General features: G+C 71.3%; 18 protein-coding genes, 1 rRNA gene and 1 riboswitch. Of the genes, 4 read left to right on the top strand and 15 right to left on the bottom strand.

Going from position 1 to position 20,176, the window contains the following annotated elements:
• The first annotated feature begins 26 nt into the window (after positions 1-26).
• A complete protein-coding gene (locus ABTZ91_RS29350; protein WP_352080238.1) occupies positions 27-836 on the top strand; it encodes a PhzF family phenazine biosynthesis protein in 810 nt (269 codons plus the stop codon).
• A gap of 70 nt (positions 837-906) precedes the next feature.
• Here ABTZ91_RS29350 and ABTZ91_RS29345 read toward each other — a convergent pair whose 3' ends face one another.
• From ABTZ91_RS29345 to ABTZ91_RS29335, 3 genes are all read right to left on the bottom strand, one after another.
• Positions 907-1,695, bottom strand: coding sequence for a CPBP family intramembrane glutamic endopeptidase (locus tag ABTZ91_RS29345; RefSeq protein WP_352080237.1), 789 nt, complete (start codon positions 1,693-1,695; stop codon positions 907-909).
• A 147-nt stretch (positions 1,696-1,842) separates the two neighbouring features.
• Positions 1,843-2,634, bottom strand: a complete 792-nt coding sequence (locus ABTZ91_RS29340) for a hypothetical protein (protein WP_352080236.1) — start codon at positions 2,632-2,634, stop codon at positions 1,843-1,845.
• Positions 2,635-2,659: 25 nt separating this feature from the next.
• The gene (locus ABTZ91_RS29335) at positions 2,660-4,168 is read right to left on the bottom strand and encodes a glutamate--cysteine ligase (RefSeq protein ID WP_352080235.1); all 1,509 of its coding nucleotides are present in this window, start codon (positions 4,166-4,168) and stop codon (positions 2,660-2,662) included.
• A 486-nt stretch (positions 4,169-4,654) separates the two neighbouring features.
• On the opposite strand from ABTZ91_RS29335, the gene ABTZ91_RS29330 reads away from it, so the two are divergent.
• Positions 4,655-5,266, top strand: a complete 612-nt coding sequence (locus ABTZ91_RS29330) for a hypothetical protein (protein WP_352080234.1) — start codon at positions 4,655-4,657, stop codon at positions 5,264-5,266.
• A gap of 302 nt (positions 5,267-5,568) precedes the next feature.
• Positions 5,569-5,775, top strand: coding sequence for a DUF5999 family protein (locus tag ABTZ91_RS29325; RefSeq protein WP_352080233.1), 207 nt, complete (start codon positions 5,569-5,571; stop codon positions 5,773-5,775).
• Positions 5,776-5,872: 97 nt separating this feature from the next.
• On the opposite strand, the gene gcvP is transcribed toward ABTZ91_RS29325, so the two are convergent.
• Positions 5,873-8,758: an aminomethyl-transferring glycine dehydrogenase gene (gcvP, locus tag ABTZ91_RS29320; RefSeq protein ID WP_352080232.1), complete on the bottom strand. Its 2,886-nt coding sequence runs from the start codon at positions 8,756-8,758 to the stop codon at positions 5,873-5,875.
• A 176-nt stretch (positions 8,759-8,934) separates the two neighbouring features.
• Positions 8,935-9,033, bottom strand: a riboswitch (glycine riboswitch).
• A gap of 113 nt (positions 9,034-9,146) precedes the next feature.
• Here gcvP and ABTZ91_RS29315 point away from each other — a divergent pair.
• Entirely contained in the window at positions 9,147-9,521 is a 375-nt protein-coding gene (locus ABTZ91_RS29315) for a PRC-barrel domain-containing protein (protein ID WP_352080231.1), read from the top strand.
• Between the two features lie 106 nt (positions 9,522-9,627).
• On the opposite strand, the gene ABTZ91_RS29310 is transcribed toward ABTZ91_RS29315, so the two are convergent.
• From ABTZ91_RS29310 to rrf, 11 genes are all read right to left on the bottom strand, one after another.
• Positions 9,628-11,064 (bottom strand): DNA polymerase IV, encoded by a 1,437-nt coding sequence (locus ABTZ91_RS29310; protein ID WP_352080230.1) that lies wholly within the window; start codon positions 11,062-11,064, stop codon positions 9,628-9,630.
• Positions 11,065-11,174: 110 nt separating this feature from the next.
• The gene (locus ABTZ91_RS29305; protein ID WP_352080229.1) at positions 11,175-11,798 is read right to left on the bottom strand and encodes a MerR family transcriptional regulator; all 624 of its coding nucleotides are present in this window, start codon (positions 11,796-11,798) and stop codon (positions 11,175-11,177) included.
• 252 nt (positions 11,799-12,050) lie between these two features.
• On the bottom strand, positions 12,051-12,533 hold the full coding sequence (locus ABTZ91_RS29300) for a bifunctional nuclease family protein (RefSeq protein WP_352080228.1): 483 nt from the start codon (positions 12,531-12,533) through the stop codon (positions 12,051-12,053).
• A 53-nt stretch (positions 12,534-12,586) separates the two neighbouring features.
• Positions 12,587-13,330, bottom strand: a complete 744-nt coding sequence (locus tag ABTZ91_RS29295) for a MerR family transcriptional regulator (protein WP_352080227.1) — start codon at positions 13,328-13,330, stop codon at positions 12,587-12,589.
• 28 nt (positions 13,331-13,358) lie between these two features.
• Entirely contained in the window at positions 13,359-14,321 is a 963-nt protein-coding gene (locus tag ABTZ91_RS29290; protein ID WP_345490413.1) for an FHA domain-containing protein, read from the bottom strand.
• 61 nt (positions 14,322-14,382) lie between these two features.
• On the bottom strand, positions 14,383-15,366 hold the full coding sequence (locus ABTZ91_RS29285; RefSeq protein ID WP_352080226.1) for a DUF881 domain-containing protein: 984 nt from the start codon (positions 15,364-15,366) through the stop codon (positions 14,383-14,385).
• A 5-nt stretch (positions 15,367-15,371) separates the two neighbouring features.
• The gene (locus ABTZ91_RS29280) at positions 15,372-15,704 is read right to left on the bottom strand and encodes a small basic family protein (protein WP_015032176.1); all 333 of its coding nucleotides are present in this window, start codon (positions 15,702-15,704) and stop codon (positions 15,372-15,374) included.
• The gene (locus ABTZ91_RS29275; RefSeq protein WP_352080225.1) at positions 15,701-16,627 is read right to left on the bottom strand and encodes a DUF881 domain-containing protein; all 927 of its coding nucleotides are present in this window, start codon (positions 16,625-16,627) and stop codon (positions 15,701-15,703) included. Before ABTZ91_RS29275 ends, ABTZ91_RS29280 begins: the two co-directional genes overlap by 4 nt.
• Before the next feature lie 111 nt (positions 16,628-16,738).
• Complete coding sequence (locus tag ABTZ91_RS29270) at positions 16,739-19,234, bottom strand: mannose-1-phosphate guanyltransferase (RefSeq protein ID WP_352080224.1); 2,496 nt, start codon at positions 19,232-19,234, stop codon at positions 16,739-16,741.
• A 114-nt stretch (positions 19,235-19,348) separates the two neighbouring features.
• On the bottom strand, positions 19,349-19,957 hold the full coding sequence (locus ABTZ91_RS29265) for a CDP-alcohol phosphatidyltransferase family protein (protein WP_352080223.1): 609 nt from the start codon (positions 19,955-19,957) through the stop codon (positions 19,349-19,351).
• Between the two features lie 136 nt (positions 19,958-20,093).
• Positions 20,094-20,176: ribosomal RNA gene (gene rrf, locus ABTZ91_RS29260) — 5S ribosomal RNA — on the bottom strand; the annotation flags it as partial.

The following is a 20,176-nucleotide window of genomic DNA, read 5'->3' as shown; positions in this document are numbered from 1 at the left end:
TTTCCGCTTCCGGTACGTTCCGGCTCATGCGGATTCGAATCGTCGACGCCTTCACCGACCGGCCCTTCTCCGGCAACCCCGCCGGAGTCCTGCTCCTCGACTCCTTCCCGGAGGACGCCTGGCTCCAGCGGGTCGCCGCCGAGGTCAACCTGTCGGAGACCGCCTTCGCCCACCCGCTGCCGCCGGGCGGCGAGGCGGACTGGGCCCTGCGCTGGTTCACCCCCACCACCGAGGTCGACATGTGCGGCCACGCCACCCTCGCCACCACCCACGTCCTGCGCGACGAGGGCCTCGCCACCGGCACGGTCCGGTTCACCGCGCGCTGCGGCGTGCTGCTCGCCACGGCGGAGCCGGACGGCACGATCACCCTGGACTTCCCGACCTCCTCCCTGACCCCGGTCCCGGTCCCCGCCGGCCTGGCGAAGGCACTGGGCGCCGAGCCGGTCGCCGTCCACGACACCGCCGCCCACGTCGGCGACCTGGTCGTCGAGCTCGCGGACGAGACGACGGTGCGCACGCTCAGCCCCGACTTCGCGGCCCTGAAGCACCTCTCCCAGCGCGGCGTCATCGCGACCGCCCGCGCCGACCGCCCCGAGGGCGCCTACCAGTTCGTGTCGCGCGGCTTCTTCCCCGCCGTCGGCATCGACGAGGACCCGGTCACCGGCAGCGCCCACACCGCGCTCGCCCCGTACTGGTCCGCCCGCTTCGGCCGCGACGAGCTGACCGGCTTCCAGGGCGGCGCCCGCACCGGCATCGTCCGCACCCGGCTGCGCGGCGAGCGCACCCACCTCAACGGCCACGCCGTCACCGTCATCGACGGCGAACTGCACGCCTGACACACCGCCACACGACGCAGGGGCGTACGGCCGGTGCCGTACGCCCCTTTCCTCGTCCGCGCCGCTCACGTCACGGCGTCGGCAGCCAGCCCACCTTCCCGGCCAGCAGCCCGTAGCCGACGAAGGCCACGATGTCGAGCAGCGCGTGCGCGACCACCAGCGGCCCCACCCGCCCCCAGCGCCGGTACAGCCACACGAACACCACGCCCATCACCACGTTGCCGACGAAGCCGCCGATCCCCTGGTAGAGGTGGTACGAGCCGCGCAGCACCGCACTCGCCGCGAGCGAGGCCGTCGCCGACCAGCCGAGGCCGTCGAGCCTGCGCAGCAGATAGCCGACGACGATCACCTCCTCCACCACGGAGTTCTGGATCGCCGAGAGGATCAGGACCGGGTACTTCCACCACACCTCCGGCAGCGACTCGGGCACCACCGTGAGGTTGAACCCGGCCGCGCGCACCGCCAGGTAGAAGGCGAGGCCCGCGCTGCCGATCCCGGCCGCCACCAGCGCCCCGCGCCCGAGGTCGGGCCACGGCCTGCTCCGGTCGAAGCCGATCGCCCGCAGCCCGCGCACCCCGCCGCCCTCGCGCAGCAGCAGATGGGCGACCAGGGCGACCGGCACGAGCGCGGTGGCGATGCCGAAGAGCTGCCAGGCGAGGTCCAGCCAGGGCCGCCCGGGCGCGTAGGAGCCGTTGAGCGTGGCCGCCTGCTCCTTCAGCGCGCCCGGCCTGGTCAGCGCGCCGACGAAGCTGATGAGGGAGGACACCGCGCTCGCGCCCAGCGAGAGCGCGAGCACCAGCAGCGTCTCGGAGCGCAGGATCCGGCGCGGCCCGTCGGGGGGCAGGGAAGCGTCCCTCACTCGATGCTCCGACACCACGCCCGTCTCCCCTTCCCCATCATCCGCTGGGTACGGGAACCCTACCCAAGGGTGCCGGGCCGTGGTGTGGGGTCGTCTCCCGCGACGAAGAGACCGCGCGGCACTCGTGCACGCGGCACCGCCCCCGGGTCAGCCGCGTCGGAAGCCGTCGACGGCCACGAAGATGTTGTAGACGAAGAGCGAGAGGCCGACGAGGAGGAACGCCAGACGGACGAGGGTGCGGAAGACCTTGCGGATCCACGAGTACGCGGCGAACGCTTCGCCGGGCCTGTCCGGGTGGTAGGCGACCCGTACGGTCGGGGCGTTGCCCGCGACGTCGGCGGTTCGGGCCCTGCCGTGCAGGTCGGTGTAGGCATACTTCCGGGGGCCGCGGTACACCGCCTCGACGGTGATGCCGTACCGGGGCAGGTACCACTCGTGGTACGGCGTCCTCATCCCGTAGAGACCGAGCACGACGATGCCGAGGGTGACCGGGTTGCCGATCAGGAAGGCGACCGCGAGGACCCACGACCCCACGATCGCCATCGCCACGGCCACCCCGACGGTCACGAGGGCGACGCCCCACGCACAGATTCTGAGCGTGCGGAAGTACGCCCCGTCCTCGGACTCCGCCGGCGAACCTTCGGTGACGAGGGCCGCGCCGTCGGGCTCCCGGTCTTCGGGCAGGCGCGCGGTGACCGCGTCGGCGAACACCGTGGCCGCCGCCGCGCTCACGCCCCGCACCCGGAACACGGCCGGGGTCGCACCGGCCGGGGCGGTGAGCTCCACGGCGAGGGCACGGCCCTCCGCGCGGACCTGGCGAACGGCCTGGAGCGGGATCCGCCTCTCCCTGCGCCGGCGGCTCAGGACGAGGGCGTCTTCCTCTGCCTGGAGGGTTCCGCCGGAGCCGCGGAGGACGGGTATGGGAGAGGTGGTGGACATGGGCGTCGATCGTAAGGGCAGCCCCTCAGAGGGTGCCGTCCACCCCCACCGGCCAGGTGTGCACCGGCTCCCCGGTGTGCATCAGTTCGCGGTAGCGGCGGGTGGTGGCCGCGAGGGCCTCGGAGCGGTCGAGCCCGGACTCCAGGGCCTTGCGGAAGGTGTCGGCCTGCCAGGAGGCGCCGTTCACCCGACGCCGGCAGCGCTCCTCGATCACGCCCAGGTAGAAGTCCCGGTCGGCCCGCTCCACGTGCCAGGCGTCGAGACCGGCCGCGGCCAGCGGGAGCAGTTCGTCCAGGACGAGCTTGACCGCGGGGACGGTCGCTACCCCGCCGGAGCGGCCCGCGCGGGGCCAGCGCAGCTCGGCGTCGATGCCGTGGCGGCACGCGGTGTCGAAATTGTGGTCGGCGTCCTCGAAGGCCATCCGCTTCCAGATCGGCCGGGACTCCTCGGCGAGCGCCCGCACGAGTCCGTAGTAGAAGGCGGCGTTGGCGATGACGTCGGTGACCGTCGGCCCGGCGGGCAGCACCCGGTTCTCCACCCTGAGGTGCGGGACGCCGTCGACCCAGCCGTACACCGGACGGTTCCAGCGGTAGACGGTGCCGTTGTGCAGGACCAGTTCGTGCAGCCGGGGCACCCCGCCCTCGTCCAGGACGCGCAGCGGGTCCTCGTCCTCGCAGATCGGCAGCAGGGCGGGGAAGTAGCGCAGGTTCTCCTCGAACAGGTCGTAGACCGAGTCCACCCAGCGCTCCCCGAACCAGGTGCGCGGACGGACTCCCTGGGCCTGGAGCTCGGGCGGCCGGGTGTCGGTGGCCTGGAGGAACAGCGGGGGCCGGGACTCGCGCCACAGCTCCCGGCCGAAAAGGAAGGGCGCGTTGGCGCCGACGGCGATCTGCACGCCGGCGATCGCCTGCGCCGCGTTCCACACGGCGGCGAAGCGGGGCGGGGTGACCTGCAGGTGCAGCTGCACCGACGTACAGGCGGCCTCGGGCACGATCGAGGCGGAGGTGCAGTGCAGCCGCTCGACGCCCTGGATGTCGAGGGTGAAGTCCTCCCCGCGGACGGCGAGGATCTGGTCGTTGAGGAGCGTGTAACGGTCGGCGGCGGAGAGGTTGGAGAGGACCGCGTCGTCCTGGGTGAGGGTCGGCAGTATTCCGATCATCACGACTCCGGCGCCGACTTCCTTGGCCTTGCGGTCGGCATATCCGAGCCCGGTACGGAGTTCCTCCGCGAGCCGGTCGAATACATGGCCGCCGAGCGGGTGCGGGGCGATGTTCACTTCCAGGTTGAACATTCCGAGTTCCGTCTGGAAATCGGGACTGGCGATGCGGTCGAGCACCGGCGCGTTCAGCATCCGGGGCCGGCCGTCCTCGCCCGCGAGATTGAGTTCGATCTCCAGGCCCATGAGATTGCGGGGCCGGTCGAACCGCTTGTCCGCGAGCAGCCGCGCGAGGGCGGCGAGGCATTGCTGGAGCTTCCTGCGGTAGCGCTGACGGTCGGACGGGCCGAACCCGTCGGCCACGACCTTCTCCCCCATCGAAGCGTCCCTCCCGAGTGGGCAGCCGCCACGACGGCCGCGAGCGTCACGGACGATGATGCCCCGGAGGACTGATCCATAACGCCTGCGGGACGTATGTGTCGGCCGTTACCCTGGAGCGGGTTCTCCACCGGCAGTCCCCCTGGGCAACGAACAATGGACATATACCAAAGTCATATTGTTCCGTGAGTCGAGGGCCGGTTTCGGCCGACCGGTCCGGTGGGGAAAGTGCAGGCAGACGTTCCGCCGGAGGCCGGCATTCCACCGAATCGCCCCGGGAATACGACCGAATGACGCCTTGTCAGGAATATCGGCGCCCTCTAGCGGAAACACTGTGTGAACACGTGTCGTATAAACTCCGCGCACGAGGCAGAGTGTTGGCGCTTGGCCATGGGACCCATGGCCCCCCTCTCTGACCCCGTCGCTGACAGCGCCGTCGTACCTGCCCACGCTTCACCGTGTCTCCTGAGTGAGAGGCGACCCACCATGCTCCGACCCTCCCCGGCCCCCGCGCCGGCCCTCCGCAGTGTCCTCGCGGCCCTCGGATCGCCCACGGCGGTCCGCGAGCCCCGAACGCCGGCCCTGCGGGCCGCACAGGGACCGCTGAGCCCCGAACTGCCCCTGCCCGTCCACCTCCTGGGCATGCCCGGCGCCACCGGAGCCGCCGGTGCGACAGGGCCGCAGCCGCCCAGGACCCTGCTGGCCGGCTGGCGCTTCCTGATCAGGAACGGGGACCGGGCGATCGCCGCCGCCGACACCATGCTCACGCCCGACGGCTGGTCCTTCTCCCATTTCTTCGAGGGGCCCTACGTCACGGCCACCGAGCGGGCCCTGATCCAGGCCGAGGCGCTCGTCACCCCGTACCAGCCGCGGCTGCTGTCCGTACCGCAGCTGTACATGCTGACACTGTGGCTGCACGCCGACACCGAGGCGGACGGCGCCAGCACCGAACCCGGCCCGGACGACCTCCTGGTGCCGCTCGCCCCCGCCCCGCCCGGCATCGCCGCCAACCGCCCCTACCGGGTCGCCGATCTCCTGCCCGTCATCGGAATGCGTCTCGCGCCGCCGCCCCTCCTCGGGTCAGCGGCGCCCGCCTGATCCACCGCACGCGCACCCGCGCCCCGGGACCGCCGGTCCCGGGGCGCACTGCTGTCCGAGGAAGCTCCCGTTCGGACTAGCCCACTGGGACCATTCCGAACCCCCCGAAGAGAGGGGGAGGTTGACCTGAACCGCCCCTGCGGGTGATGCGTCTTCCCCGGAGAGGACGAGCTGCCGCGAAATCCCTGCGGAACGCCGTCCTTGGGGCAAGACTGGGACCGGAACCGAACCGACCTACGGGGGCGGCCATGCCAACGAAGAGCCGCAGGACATCCACTACGACGCAGCGAAAGAACCCACCCATGTGCCAGCACCAGCCTGCCTGTCCCACCGCCGACTCCGCCGACCGGGAGGCCGCCCGACGCGTGGCGCACCACCCGGAACAGGGATGGAGCCTGCTGTGCAACGGGGTCCTGATCTTCGAGGACACCGGTGAGCTGCTGCCGGACGGGCGGATCATCGCCCCCCACCGCCCGCTGACGGCGGCCCGGGTGACGACGGCGGCCTGACGGAGCCACGGACGAAGGCGAGGGCCGGCCCGGAGAAGTCCTCCGGACCGGCCCTCGACGCATGCGCCGTGATGTTCCGCCGTCAGGCGTCAGGCGCTCAGTTGTCGTACTCGTCCAGCGGCGGGCAGGAGCAGACCAGGTTGCGGTCGCCGAAGGCACCGTCGATCCGGCGGACCGGCGGCCAGTACTTGTCGGCGGCCGACACACCGGCCGGGAAGACCGCCTCGTCACGGGTGTACGGGTGGTTCCACTCGCCGCCCAGCGCGGCCGCGGTGTGCGGGGCGTTGCGCAGCGGGTTGTCCTCGGCCGGCCACTCGCCGGAGCCGACCTTCTCGATCTCCGCCCGGATCGCGATCATCGTGTCGCAGAAGCGGTCGATCTCGGTCAGGTCCTCGGACTCGGTGGGCTCGATCATCAGGGTGCCGGCCACCGGGAACGACATGGTCGGCGCGTGGAAGCCGTAGTCGATCAGGCGCTTGGCGATGTCGTCGACGCTGACGCCGGTCGCCTTGGACAGCGGGCGCAGGTCGACGATGCACTCGTGGGCGACCAGACCGGCCGGGCCCGTGTACAGCACCGGGTAGTGCGGCTCCAGGCGCTTGGCGATGTAGTTCGCCGCGAGCACGGCGACCTGGGTGGCGCGCTTGAGGCCCTCGCCGCCCATCAGGCGCACGTACGACCAGGAGATCGGCAGGATGCCGGCGGAGCCCCACGGGGCGGCCGAGATCGGGCCGACGCCGGTCTCCGGCCCCGCGGTGGGCTGAAGCGGGTGGTTCGGCAGGTACGGGGCGAGGTGCGCGCGCACCGCGACCGGGCCGACGCCGGGGCCGCCGCCGCCGTGCGGGATGCAGAAGGTCTTGTGCAGGTTCAGGTGCGAGACGTCGCCGCCGAAGTGGCCCGGCTTGGCGAGGCCGACCAGGGCGTTGAGGTTGGCGCCGTCGACGTACACCTGACCGCCGGCCTCGTGCACCAGGCCGCAGATCTCGGAGACGTGCTCCTCGAACACACCGTGCGTGGACGGGTAGGTGATCATCAGCACCGACAGCTCGTCGCGGTACTGCTCGATCTTGGCCCGCAGGTCCTCGACGTCGACCTCGCCGTCGTCGGCGGTCTTGACGACGACGACCTTCATGCCGGCCATCACGGCGGAGGCGGCGTTGGTGCCGTGCGCGGAGGACGGGATGAGGCAGACGGTGCGCTGCGTGTCGCCGTTGGCGCGGTGGTACGCGCGGACGGCGAGCAGACCGGCGAGCTCGCCCTGGGAGCCGGCGTTCGGCTGGAGGGACACCTTGTCGTAGCCGGTGACCTCGGCGAGGCGCTCCTCCAGCTCGGTGATGAGGGTGAGGTAGCCCTGCGCCTGCTCCACCGGGGCGAACGGGTGCATCTGACCGAACTCCGGCCAGGTCACCGACTCCATCTCGGTGGTCGCGTTCAGCTTCATGGTGCAGGAGCCGAGCGGGATCATGCCGCGGTCGAGCGCGTAGTCGCGGTCGGCCAGCTTGCGCAGGTAGCGCAGCATCGAGGTCTCGGAGCGGTGCGCGTGGAAGACCGGGTGGGTCAGGTACGCGTCGGTGCGCAGCGCGTCGGCGGGCAGCGCGTCCTCGGTGACGGCGTCGAGGGCGTCGATGTCGGCGGTGACGCCGAAGGCGGTCCAGACGGCGGCGATGTGGGCGCGGGTGGTCGTCTCGTCGCAGGACATCGACACGTGGTCGGCGTCGACCCGGTACAGGTTGACCCCGCCCTCGCGGGCGGCGGCGACGACCGCGTCGGCGCGGCCCGGGACGCGGGCGGTGAGGGTGTCGAAGAAGGCGCCCTGGATGAGCTCCACGCCCCCGGCGCGCAGGCCGGCGGCCAGGATCGCGGCGTAGCGGTGGGTGCGCCGGGCGATCTGCTTCAGGCCGTCGGGGCCGTGGTAGACGGCGTACATGCCGGCCATGACGGCGAGGAGGACCTGCGCCGTACAGATGTTGCTGGTGGCCTTCTCGCGGCGGATGTGCTGCTCGCGGGTCTGCAGGGCCAGGCGGTAGGCCTTGTTGCCGTCGGCGTCGACGGAGACGCCGACCAGGCGGCCGGGCAGGGAGCGGGCGTGCTTGTCCTGGACGGCCATGTAACCGGCGTGCGGGCCGCCGAAGCCCATGGGGACGCCGAAGCGCTGGGTGGTGCCGACCGCGATGTCCGCGCCGAGCGAGCCGGGCGAGGCCAGCAGGGTGAGGGCGAGCAGGTCGGCGGCGACGGTGACGACGGCGCCGAGCTCGTGGGCCTGGTCGATGACCGGCTTGATGTCGCGGATCGCTCCGGAGGCGCCCGGGTACTGGAGGAGCACGCCGAAGACGCCGCGCTCGGCGACCTCGGCCGGGATGCCGGCGGACAGGTCGGCGACGACGACCTCGACACCGGTCGGCTCGGCGCGGGTCTCGATGACGGCGATGGTCTGCGGCAGGGCGTCGGCGTCGACGAGGAACACGCCGTCCTTGACCTTGCCGACCCGGCGGGAGAGCGCCATGGCCTCGGCGGCGGCGGTGCCCTCGTCCAGCAGGGAGGCGCCGGAGGTGGGCAGACCGGTCAGGTCGGCGACCACGGTCTGGAAGTTGAGCAGCGCCTCCAGGCGGCCCTGCGAGATCTCCGGCTGGTACGGCGTGTAGGCGGTGTACCAGGCCGGGTTCTCCATCACGTTGCGGAGGATGACCGGCGGGGTGAAGGTGCCGTAGTAGCCGAGGCCGATCATCGGCGCGAGGACCTGGTTGCGGTCGGCGAGGGCACGCAGCTCGGCCAGTACCTCGGCCTCGGTGCGGGCGGCCGGCAGGCCCAGGGCCTCGGTGTTCTTGATGACGTCCGGCACGGCGGCGGCCGTGAGCTCGTCCAGGGAGCCGTAACCGACCTGGGCGAGCATCTTGGCCCGCGCCTCGGCGTCGGGTCCGATGTGCCGCTGTTCGAAGGGGATGCCCTGCTCGAGCTCGGAGAGCGGAGTGCGGTTGGCGGTCATGTACGGGGGCCTCCTGGTCGTCACGACCTTCGAGGGGCACCTCGGCGCGGGTGCCCGGACGGCCTCCCCCTCTGTCATCCAAACCTGAGAGCTTCACCGGCCCGCCTCGCGGAGGACCGGCTTTCACCGTCGGTGAGAGCGGATGCCGTGACGCCCGCCCTGCTTTCCAGAGTGACCTCGTCCGCGCGGTACGGGGGCCTGAGAGATTCCGGGGAGGATTTGCTCCTTCGGCGCCTCCGAAAGCCTTCTCCGGAGGACTCTCCCGCGCGGGGTCGACAGCCACAGCCAGCCTACCAGCGCCGTTCCTTCTCCCATCGCTCAAGTGGCCGACATCCCAGATGTGCACTTTCGTAGGGGTGTAGCGCAGTTGCGACCCGTTGGAGGGACCGTGCAGACCGATATCGATCCGCGCAGCCTGATCGGCCGCAAGGCCTACGACCGGGACGGGAACAAGATCGGCACCGTGGACGAGGTGTACCTCGACGACGCCACGGGGGTCCCCGAATGGGCCGCCGTCCGCACCGGCCTCTTCAGCCGTGACGCCTTCGTCCCCCTGGAGCCGAGCGAACTGGTGGGCGACGCCCTCCACGTCCCGTACGAGCGCGCCCTCATCAAGGACGCGCCCGACTTCGGCGTGGGTCGCCATCTCTCGCCGGAACAGGAACTCCAGCTCTACCGCCACTACAACCTCACGCTGCCTGCCGTGCCCCAGGACGCCCCGGACCGTGACTTCGGCCGTCTGGCGGGCCAGGAGGAGGCGTGACGGCCGCCTGAGCGCCGGGCCTCGGCCGTCTGAGCACCGGGCCGTCGGAAGCTTGAGCGCCCGGCTGCCGGCCTGAGCGGGGCGGCACGGCCGGCTCCGGGTCCGGTCAGGCCGCCGCGCCCGTCGCGCCGCCCGGGACGAGCGGCAGCGGATCCGAGGGCTCCAGGTCCGGGTCGTCGACCGGGAAGGTCCGCACGCGGCCGGGCGGCGAGCCCGGCTCCTCGAAGCGGACGGTGACCCGTCCGACCCCGCTGCCCTGCACCCAGCCCGGCCCGTACACGGCGTGCCGCACGTCGTGTCCCGGCGACCAGCGCCGCTCGGCGGTCTCGGTGGCCGTCGCGGGCGCGGCCGGAACGGGGTCAGAGGTGGCCGCTTCCCCGGGCCCGTCCGCCTGCGTCCCCGCCGCCCCGGTCCCGGTCCCGGTCCCGACCGCTGTCCCGGTCCCGGTCACCGCCCCGGCCGCGGCCTCCGCCTCGGCCTGCGCGAACAGGTCCTCCTGCGTGTAGTCGGCCAGCCCGCTGACCCCCACCCCCAGCAGCCGCACGCCGCCCGTCGTGTCCACCAGGTCGAGCAGCCGCGCCGCCGCCTCCTTGACCACCACCGGGTCGTCCGTCGGCCCCCGCAGCGTCTCCGACCTGGTCAGCGTCGAGAAGTCGTACCGCCGGACCTTCAGGACGATCGTCCGCCCCGAGTGCCCGGCGCCCCGCAGCCGCCCCACGCACCGCTCCGCGAGCCGCTCGACCTCGAGGCGGATCCGCAGCCGGTCGTGCAGGTCCACGTCGAAGGTGTCCTCCACGGAGACCGACTTGGCGTCCCGCTCGGCCACCACGGGCCGGTCGTCGTGCCCGAGGGCCATCCGGTACAGGGAGCCGCCGTGCGCCCGCCCCAGGAGCCGTACGAGCTCGTCCTCGCCCGCCTCCACCACCTCGGCGACCGTGGTGATCCCGGCCCGCCGCAGATGCTCGTCCGTGGCCGGCCCCACCCCGGGGATGATCCGCACCGAACGGGGCCCGAGCAGCTCCCGCTCCGTCCCGGGCTCGATCAGCACGAGACCGTCCGGCTTGGCCTCCTCCGAGGCGATCTTCGCGAGCATCTTGGACCCGGCGAGCCCCACCGACCCGGTCAACCCGGTCGTGACGAGGATGTCCCGGCGCAGCCGCTCCCCCGCCACGCGCGCGCTCGCGCTGTCGTCGGCCACTCCTCCCGCCTCCAGGTCGACGAAGGCCTCGTCGAGGCTGAGCGGCTCCACCAGCGGCGACAGCCGCCCGAGCAGCTCCATGACCTGCCCGCTGATCGCCCGGTAGAAGGCGAAGCGGGGCACCAGATACGCCGCGTTCGGCGCGAGCCTGCGTGCCTGCGCCATCGGCATCGCCGAGTGCACCCCGAAGCGCCGTGCCTCGTACGAGGCCGTGGCGACCACCCCGCGCGGCCCGAGCCCGCCGACGACCACCGGCTTTCCGCGCAGACTCGGCTTCGACGCCTGCTCCGCGGCGGCGAAGAAGGCATCCATGTCGAGATGCAGGATCGTGGGCGCGGCTCTCACGGTTCCGATGCTGCCCTACGCCACTGACAATCGGCCCGCACGCGCGTGCGGGTCGTGCGTGCGGAGGGGGACCCGCGGGTCAGACGGCCCGGTCCCCGCGGGACCCGTGGTCAGACGGCCCGGTCCCGGCGTCGGCGCGCCAGTTCGTCGGCCGGGTTGTGCCCGATCAGCGTCTCGCCGGTGTCCACCCGCTCGCCGTGCAGCTGCGAGAGCGCCGCCTCGACGTCCCGCCACACCACGCCGACGGCGATGCCGAAGACGCCCTGCCCGCCCTGGAGCAGGTCGACGACCTCGTCCGGCGAGGAGCATTCGTAGACGGTCGCGCCGTCGCTCATCAGCGTCATGCGCTCCAGGTCGCGAAAACCCCGGGCCCGCAGGTGCTGCACCGCCGCCCGGATGTTCTGCAGCGCCACCCCGGTGTCCAGGAAGCGCTTGACGATCTTGAGGACGACGACGTCCCGGAAGCTGTAGAGCCGCTGCGTCCCCGAGCCGTAGGCGGGCCGCACGCTCGGCTCGACGAGACCGGTGCGCGCCCAGTAGTCCAACTGGCGGTAGGTGATGCCGGCCGCCGCACAGGCCGTCGGGCCGCGGTAGCCGATGGCGTCCGAGCCCACGTCCGCGGCCGCGCCCTCGTCCGTACCGAAGTCGCCCACACTGCCGTGAAGCGGATACGGGCCCTTCTCCCCGGGGGCACGCCCCAGGAAGCCCCCTGCCGTACCGTCGCCGCTGCTCATCACGCCGACCCTCCGTCCTTGACCTGCCCACACGAAGGTAGGCAGTCACTCGGGGTGCGTCAACGATCGCCACACTCGGCACGCCGAGTGATAATCACCCTGAGAGTGGTTTCTCGTGCCCCACTCCGGGGAAAGGCTACTCGAATGCTCCGAGGGCGCTCTCCGGCGACGTCCCCATGGCCGCCGGCGGCTCCCCCTGACGGGTGACCCAGGCCGTCGTCCGATGGCCGACCGGTCCCCTGCACCGGTCCCCTACTGGTTGCCCTGGTTGCCCGTCCCGAAGTCCTCCGGCGAGATCTGGTCGAGGAACTCGCGGAACTTCTCCACCTCGTCCTCCTGCTCGTCCGGAATCGCGATCCCCGCGTCGTCGAGCACCCCGTCACTGCCGTAGATCGGCGTACCCGTGCGCAGCGCCAGCGCTATCGCGTCGGACGGCCGGGCGCTCACCTCGACGCCACTGGCGAACACCAGCTCGGCGTAGAAGACGCCGTCCCGCAGATCGGTGATGCGGACCTCGGTGAGCTCCTGCCCCACGGCCTCCAGGACGTCCTTGAAGAGGTCGTGCGTCAAGGGCCTGGCCGGGGCCATGCCCTGCTGCGCGAAGGCGATCGCCGTCGCCTCCCCCGGTCCGATCCAGATGGGAAGGTAGCGGTCGCCTCCCACTTCACGCAGGAGCACGATCGGCTGGTTGGACGGCATTTCCACCCGGACACCCACAACGTCGAGCTCGTTCACACAGCAACCCTAGGACGTGCCCGACCGGTTTGGGTAGTCGGGCCGTCCCGGGATCACTGCAGACGGAGTCCCAGAGCGGTCTGGACCAGTGCCGCGTGGAGCCGTACGGAGAGCCCGGCGAGCTCCTTCGCGGTCGCCTCCGCATGGGCCCTGGTCTGCGGATTGCGGTGCCGGCGCAGCGGCGCCACCATCTGCTCGACCAGGCCGGCCTCCCGGTCGGCGGCGGCCTTGACCGCCCGCAGATGCCGGGGTTCGAGCCCGAATCTCCCCAGATCGGCCACCAGCTTCGCGACCGTGACGGTCTCGGCGTCGTAGCCGCCGCCCTCCGCCGGGCCGATCAGGCCGTACGACTCCCATTCGGCCAGCTCGGCCTCGGTCACCTCGGCGGCGGCCAGCAGCTCCGCCCGGCCGATCCGGGCCGCCGTGGGGCGCTCGCCGTCCGCCTCCCAGGCCCCGTCCAGCAGGTCCCGCTGGGGGCTGGGCGAGGGCAGCTTGATCTGTTCGCCGCGGGCCAGGGCGTCCAGATGCTCGCGGATCACCTTGAGCGGCAGGTAGTGGTCCCGCTGCATCCGCAGGATCTGGGCGAGCCGCTCCACGTCCTGCGGGCTGAACTTGCGGTACCCGGAAGCCGTCCGCCGGGGCTCGACGAGCCCCTCGGCCTCCAGGAACCGGATCTTGGAGATGGTCACTTCGGGAAACTCGTCGCGCAGCTGGCTCAGCACCGTCCCGATGCTGAACAGCCGGTCGCCCGCGGCGGCGGTGCCGAGACCGGCACCGCCCGTCGGTGTACGCAGCATGGACCTTCCCTGAAGGTTCTCCGGAGCGTCACACGCTCCGCTGGCTCGCGAAGAAGACGAGCCGGTACTTGCCGATCTGCACCTCGTCACCGTTCGAGAGCACGACCGAGTCGATCGGCTCCCGGTTGACGTACGTGCCGTTGAGGCTGCCGACGTCCGACACCGTGAAGGTGCCGTCCTGCCCGCGCCGGAACTCCACGTGACGACGCGACACGGTCACGTCGTCCAGGAAGATGTCGCTCTGCGGGTGACGGCCGGCCGTGGTCAGCTCACCGTCCAGCAGGAAGCGGCTGCCCGAATTCGGACCGCGGCGCACGATCAGCAGCGCCGAACCGGCCGGCAGCGCCTCCACGGCGGCGAGCGCCTCGGGCGACAGCGCCGGGAGCGAGGTCTGCCCGGTGACCTCCGAGTCGTAGGCCTCGAGCCCCGAGATGGAGATCGTCGAGGTCGTCTCGGAAGCCCGCTCCGGAGCCACCCCGCCGCGCAGCGGCGCGCCGCAGTGGGAGCAGAAGCGGCTGTCCGCCGTATTGCGGTGACCGCACCTCGTACACACCGGCATGGACGCGTCCTCCTGCCGCGGCTGCCCCGCGGAGGTCTGGGTCGCATACGGGTCGGGGACGAACCCTCCACCCGTACTCGAGGCTGATGGTTCTCCGAAACCTATGCGCGCGGCACCGGCAGGGTCAACAGAAGACGCGCCCTGTGTGCCCGGAATGTCGCCACCCTGGCCACCGACCTCGTCACGGAAGAGCGGGCGTTCGACGCCCTGTTCCTCACCCTGCGCGTGGCGCGGCGCGCGATGCTTGGCGTTGCCGCCGTCCTCGCGTCCGCTCTTCCCGAACAACTTCGCAAACAACTTCACGGGCGATTCCCCTTGACCGAAACAGACCCGCCCGTGGGGCAGGACGAACCCTGACTGAACACACCTGCCGACCCGGACATCTTCACAACGTCCGTGGCCACTCGACAGTTTCCACCACGCACCACCCATGTGGTGCGCCGACCCCCCGCAAGGTCATGCCCTTGCCTCCGAGGCGTCATCGACCCCTGCCTCACTGCGAGGACGACCGAGCGTAGTCAGGCCGCTTCGCAGGTCGCAAGGCGTCGACGACGATCTTCCCTGAACGCTGCACCGTGGCCGTCGCCTGCTCCTTCTCCAACGTCTGGACGACACCGCCGGGGATGTTGAGCGCGGGCTCGAGATCCTCCGGCTTCCCGATGACCTTGAAGACGTACGGAGCGGCCACCTGCGTTCCATCGATCCGAAGATCGCGTCCGCTGCCCGAGAAATAGCTGTCCGCCACCACCCGCACGTCGTTGACCTGGATCGCCTCCGCGCCCGCCGCCCGCAGCTCCTGAATGGCGTCGAGCAGCATGTCCGACTCGATGGCCCCCGTGGAGTCCGTGATCGTCAGCGTGATCCCCGGCCCCTCGGCGGCGACCGTGCCGGCCAGGATGCCGAGCTGACGCTCCTTCTCCTGGGTCTGCCGGCGCGCCTCCTCGGCCTGGTCCGAGCTGGTCTCCAGCTCCGAGCGCTGGCCCTCCAGACGCGTCTTCTCGTCCTCCAGGCGCTGGGTGCGGTCGTCGAGTTCGTCGAGGATGCGCACCAGGTCCTCCTGGCGGGCACCGCGCAGCGCACTGTTGTCACTGGTCGACCGCACCTGGATGGCGAGCCCGAGACCGAGCACGAACAGCAGGAGCGCCACGACGAGTTGGGCGCGGGTCACCCGCGGCGGCCACAGGCTGGCGGCCAGCCGCTGCCGGCCGGTGACCCCGGAGCCGGCCGACGCCTGCGGCCGGGGCGGCGCGGGGGGCTGCCCCTCGGGCGTGGCGTGGGGCTGGAGCTGCGGCTGCTCCGGGCGCCGGGGCTGCGGCTGCGGCTGCGGCTGCGCGGGAGGCTGGGGCTGCGACTGGGGCCGCGCGGGAGGCTGCGGCTGCGCCTCGGGCAGCGGCTCGTGCCGCCCCTGGGGCTCGGGCCGCGCCTGCGGCCGGGACTCCTCCGGCTCCTGCGCCGGGTTCTTGTCGTTCTCGCTCATCGGCCTCACGCCCGGAACACGTGCCGCCGGATGGCGGCCGCGTTGGAGAAGATCCGGATGCCGAGCACGACGACCACACCCGTCGACAACTGCGCGCCGACGCCCAGCTTGTCGCCGAGGAAGACGATCAGCGCGGCCACGACCACGTTGGACAGGAACGACACCACGAAGACCTTGTCGACGAAGATCCCGTCGAGCATGGCGCGCAGCCCGCCGAAGACCGCGTCGAGGGCGGCGACCACGGCGATCGGAAGATAGGGCTCGACCACCGCCGGAACCTCGGGCCGGACCAACAGTCCGACCACGACTCCCACGATCAGGCCCAGTACGGCGATCAAGATGTGCCCTTCCCTGTCTCGGCCGTGGCCCGCCCGGTGGCCTTCGCCCCGGCTCCCCTCGGCTCTGCTGTACGTACGATCAGGCTCGGCGCGGCGGGCAGACGCACCTCGCCCTGTGCCGAGATACTGGTACGGATCCCGAAGTTCTCCCGCAGCGCGTGCAGGTACTGACCGTCGGCGCTGTCCTGGAACGCGGTGCTCAGCCGCTGACCGTCGCCGACGGCGAGGATCGTGTACGGCGGCACCAGCGGCTTGTTGTCGACCAGTATGGCGTCACCCGCAGCCCGGATCGCCGACAGCGCCGTCAGCCGCTGCCCGTTGATCGCGACCGCCTCGGCGCCCGACTCCCACAGGCCGTTCACGACCCGCTGCATGTCCCGGTCGCGCACCCGCCCCGTGTCGGCGAAGCCACTGCTCTCCCGCGGACCGCCGCCGCCCGCGTCGGTGCCCTTGGCATCGTCGACGACGAGCCGGACGCCCGGCCCCTGGACCGGGATCGCTCCGGACAGCAGCGCCACCAGCTCGGCCTGGTCACCGCCGTGCTGCTCCAGCGCCTTGCGCTGCCGCTCGCCCACCTCGGCGCGGATCCGCTCGACGTCCTGCTCCAGCCGGTCGGCCGCCGAGGTCTCCGACTCGATCCGGTCGATCAGCTCCTGCCGCTCCTTGGCGACGACCGGCGCGGACACCCGCGCCTCGGCCGCGCCGAGCGTCACCACGGCGGCCGCGAGCACCAGACCTGCCGCGAGTCCGAGCTTCGCCCGGATCGTACGGGGCAGGCCACCGCCCTCGGCCGCGCGCCGGGCCGACGCCTCCGCGTACCCGTCGTCGAGGGCGTGGTCGATCACGTTGTTCAGCAGCGACATCGACGCGTCCGGGCGCGGAGGGGGCGTTTCTGTGCTCCGAACGGGGGGCTGCTGCGACATGCCGCACATCGTCGCACGTCGTACGCCCTACCGCCGAATGGCCCCTCCGAAGGGGCGGGAGGTACCGCCCGGTACCTCCCGGCCCGACAGCCCCGTACGGGGACCGCTCACTCAGTGGCCCGCGCTGTCCACCACGGCCGACCACTCGTCGAGCAGGGCCTGCGCGGAGGCGTCGTCGGGGCCCTCCGCCCACAGGTGGGTGACCGCCTCCGCCGGGTCGGGCAGCACCATCACCCAGCGCCCGTCGGCCTCGACCACCCGCACACCGTCGGTGGTGTCCACGGACCGGTCGCCGGCCGCCTCGACCACCCGGCGCATCACGAGCCCCTTGACCGCCCACGGGGTCGCGATGTCCCGCTTCAGCACATGGGCCCGCGGGATCCGCGCGTCGATCTGGCTCAGCGTGAGCTGGGTCCGCGCGACCAGACCGATCAGCCGCACGAAGGCCGCGGCGCCGTCGAAGACGCTGCTGAACTCGGGGACGATGAATCCGCCCCGGCCGTCGCCGCCGAAGATCGTCGTGTCCTCCCGGCCGACCCTCGTCAGGTCGTCGGGCGAGGTCGTCGTCCACTCCACCTGCGTGCCGTGGTACGCGGCGACCTGCTCGGCGATCCTCGTGGTGGTGACCGGCAGCGCGACCCGCCCGGACCGCCGCTCGGCCGCCACCAGGTCGAGCAGCACCAGCAGCGCCCGGTCGTCCTCGATGATGCGGCCCCGCTCGTCGACGAGCGAGAGCCGCTCGCCCACCGGGTCGAAGCGCACACCGAACGCGGCCTGCGCCGACGCCACGATCTCACCCAGGCGTACGAGTCCGGCCCGCCGGCTCTCGGCGGACTCGGTCGGCCGCGACTCGTCCAGACCCGGGTTGATCGTCAGCGAGTCGACCTGGAGCCGTCCGAGCAGGCTCGGCAGCACGAGGCCGGCACTGCCGTTGGACGCGTCCACGACCACCTTCAGGCCCGCTTCGGCGATCCCGGAGGTGTCGACGTTCCGCAGCAGCGATCCCGTGTACGAGTCGAAGACGCTGGCCGGGAAGGACAGGTCGCCGATCTCGCCGGGGAACGCCCGCCGGTATTCCTGCCGTGCGAAGACCCGGTCGAGCTTGCGCTGTCCCGCCTGCGACAGGTCCGCACCGCGCTCGTCGAAGAACATGATGTCGACGGAGTCCGGCACACCGGGCGAGGTCCGCACCATGATCCCGCCGGCGCTGCCCCGGGCCGTCTGCTGCCGCGCCACCGGCAGCGGCACGTTCTCCAGGTCCCGTACGTCGATGGCGCTGGCCTGCAGCGCCGAGATCACGGCCCGCTTGAGCGCTCGGGCACCCCGGGAGTGGTCACGCGCAGTGGTGACGGTCGCGCCCTTCTTCAAAGTGGTCGCGTACGCGCCTGCGAGCCGCACCGCCAGCTCGGGCGTGATCTCCACGTTGAGGATGCCGGAGACACCTCTCGCGCCGAACAGGTGGGCCTGCCCGCGGGACTCCCAGATGACGGAGGTGTTGACGAACGCGCCGGCCTCGATCGTCTTGAACGGGTAGACCCGCACGTTGCCCTGCACGATCGATTCCTCACCGATCAGGCACTCGTCGCCGATGACGGCCCCGTCCTCGATCCGGGCCGCCCGCATCACATCGGTGTTCTTGCCGATGACGCAGCCGCGCAGATTGCTCTGCTGCCCGATGTAGACGTTGTCGTGGACGACCGCCTTGTGCAGGAAGGCGCCGCTCTTGACGACGACGTTGGAGCCGATCACGGTGTGCTCGCGGATCTCGGCGCCCGCTTCGACCTTGGCGTAGTCACCGATGTAGAGCGGCCCGCGAAGGACGGCGTCGGGATGGACCTCCGCTCCTTCGGCCACCCACACGCCCGGGGAGATCTCGAAGCCGTCGATGTCGACCTGGACCTTGCCCTCGAGGACGTCGGCCTGGGCCTTGACGTAGCTCTCGTGGGTGCCGACGTCCTCCCAGTAGCCCTCGGCGACGTAGCCGTAGATGGGCTTGCCTTCCTTCATCAGCTGCGGGAAGACATCGCCCGACCAGTCGACCGGGACGTCGGCCTGCACGTAGTCGAAGACCTCGGGCTCCATGACGTAGATGCCCGTGTTCACCGTGTCCGAGAAGACCTGCCCCCAGGTGGGCTTCTCCAGGAACCGCTCGACCTTTCCTTCCTCGTCCACGATCGTGATGCCGAATTCCAGCGGATTGGGCACGCGGGTCAGGCAGACCGTGACGAGGGCGCCCTTCTCCTTGTGGAAGGCGATGAGGTCGGTGAGGTCGAAGTCGGTGAGTGCGTCTCCCGAGATGACGAGGAAGGCGTCGTCCTTCAGCGCCTCCTCGGCATTCTTCACACTCCCCGCGGTGCCGAGCGGCTTCTCCTCGTTCGCATAGGTGAGCTCCATTCCGAGCTCTTCGCCGTCACCGAAGTAATTCCTGACGAGTGAGGCGAGAAACTGCACGGTGACGACGGTCTCGTTGAGACCGTGCCTCTTGAGCAGTCGCAGGACGTGCTCCATGATCGGCCGGTTGACCACCGGCAGAAGAGGCTTGGGCATGCTCGAGGTCATGGGGCGAAGGCGAGTGCCTTCACCACCGGCCATCACGACGGCCTTCATGTCGGAAGCGTCCTCCTTGAAGAGACGACGGTCCTGCCGACTTCACCTGTCCGCTCAACGCGCCCTTGGGCTTCTTCGTTCATGCCGGCGCCGTTGTCGGCAGGGCGGACGGGCTCAATCGGCCTCGGTATCCGCCTTCACGAGTCGGCGGACCTGGACCACGTAGAGGATCCCTGCCCACCAATACAGAGTTGTACCCCATCCGGCGAAGGCCCACCCGAAAACTTCGGCGAGTGACGCCAGCCATCCGTTTCCGTCACTGAGAAGCAGCAGCGGGAACGCGTACATGAGGTTGAAAGTGGCAGCTTTCCCGAGGAAGTTCACCTGCGGCGGCGGATACCCGTGCCGGCGGAGGATTCCCACCATGACCAGCAGCATCAGCTCGCGGGCCAAAAGGGCGGCGGTCAGCCAGAGCGGCAGGATCTCCCGCCAGGTGAGCCCGACGAGGGTGGAAAGGATGTACAGCCGGTCGGCGGCCGGGTCGAGCAGCCGGCCGAGGCTGCTGATCTGGTTCCAGCGCCGGGCGAGCTTGCCGTCGAGATAGTCGCTGACACCACTGAGGGCAAGGACGAGCAGCGCCCAGCCGTCACTCTTGGGCCCACCGAACTCGGGGCGGAGGATCAACCACAGGAACAGCGGTACGCCGACGAGGCGCGCCATGCTGAGGATGTTGGGGATGGTGAGGACCCGGTCCGTCTGAACGCGGGTCTCCTGGACCTCCACCCGGGGGCCTCCTGTGGAAACGAGCCGAACGATGCCCCATGACCTTACCCTCAGCCACGATGACGGGGTGCACGGGGGTCGCCGTGAACGCAGAAAAGCCCCGCACCAAAAGGTGCGGGGCTTTCCCACAATGATCGTTCGGCGGCGTCCTACTCTCCCACAGGGTCCCCCCTGCAGTACCATCGGCGCTGAAAGGCTTAGCTTCCGGGTTCGGAATGT

The sequence above is a fragment of the Streptomyces sp. NPDC126499 genome, assembly GCF_040302485.1.
In the GTDB taxonomy this organism is placed as follows: Bacteria; Actinomycetota; Actinomycetes; order Streptomycetales; family Streptomycetaceae; genus Streptomyces.
The sequence above is the reverse complement of the archived record's forward strand: the minus strand, read 5'-3'. Positions and strand labels throughout refer to the sequence as shown.

What these genes read in the sequence shown, in the direction of transcription:
- ABTZ91_RS29350 (WP_352080238.1), top strand. Translation starts at nt 27, where the DNA reads ATGCGGATTCGAATCGTCGACGCCTTCACCGACCGGCCCTTCTCCGGC.
- ABTZ91_RS29340 (WP_352080236.1), bottom strand. Translation starts at nt 2,634, where the DNA reads ATGTCCACCACCTCTCCCATACCCGTCCTCCGCGGCTCCGGCGGAACC.
- ABTZ91_RS29335 (WP_352080235.1), bottom strand. Translation starts at nt 4,168, where the DNA reads ATGGGGGAGAAGGTCGTGGCCGACGGGTTCGGCCCGTCCGACCGTCAG.
- ABTZ91_RS29330 (WP_352080234.1), top strand. Translation starts at nt 4,655, where the DNA reads ATGCTCCGACCCTCCCCGGCCCCCGCGCCGGCCCTCCGCAGTGTCCTC.
- ABTZ91_RS29325 (WP_352080233.1), top strand. Translation starts at nt 5,569, where the DNA reads ATGTGCCAGCACCAGCCTGCCTGTCCCACCGCCGACTCCGCCGACCGG.
- gcvP (WP_352080232.1), bottom strand. Translation starts at nt 8,758, where the DNA reads ATGACCGCCAACCGCACTCCGCTCTCCGAGCTCGAGCAGGGCATCCCC.
- ABTZ91_RS29305 (WP_352080229.1), bottom strand. Translation starts at nt 11,798, where the DNA reads ATGAGCAGCGGCGACGGTACGGCAGGGGGCTTCCTGGGGCGTGCCCCC.
- ABTZ91_RS29295 (WP_352080227.1), bottom strand. Translation starts at nt 13,330, where the DNA reads ATGCTGCGTACACCGACGGGCGGTGCCGGTCTCGGCACCGCCGCCGCG.
- ABTZ91_RS29290 (WP_345490413.1), bottom strand. Translation starts at nt 14,321, where the DNA reads ATGGGTGGTGCGTGGTGGAAACTGTCGAGTGGCCACGGACGTTGTGAA.
- ABTZ91_RS29285 (WP_352080226.1), bottom strand. Translation starts at nt 15,366, where the DNA reads ATGAGCGAGAACGACAAGAACCCGGCGCAGGAGCCGGAGGAGTCCCGG.
- ABTZ91_RS29275 (WP_352080225.1), bottom strand. Translation starts at nt 16,627, where the DNA reads ATGTCGCAGCAGCCCCCCGTTCGGAGCACAGAAACGCCCCCTCCGCGC.
- ABTZ91_RS29270 (WP_352080224.1), bottom strand. Translation starts at nt 19,234, where the DNA reads ATGAAGGCCGTCGTGATGGCCGGTGGTGAAGGCACTCGCCTTCGCCCC.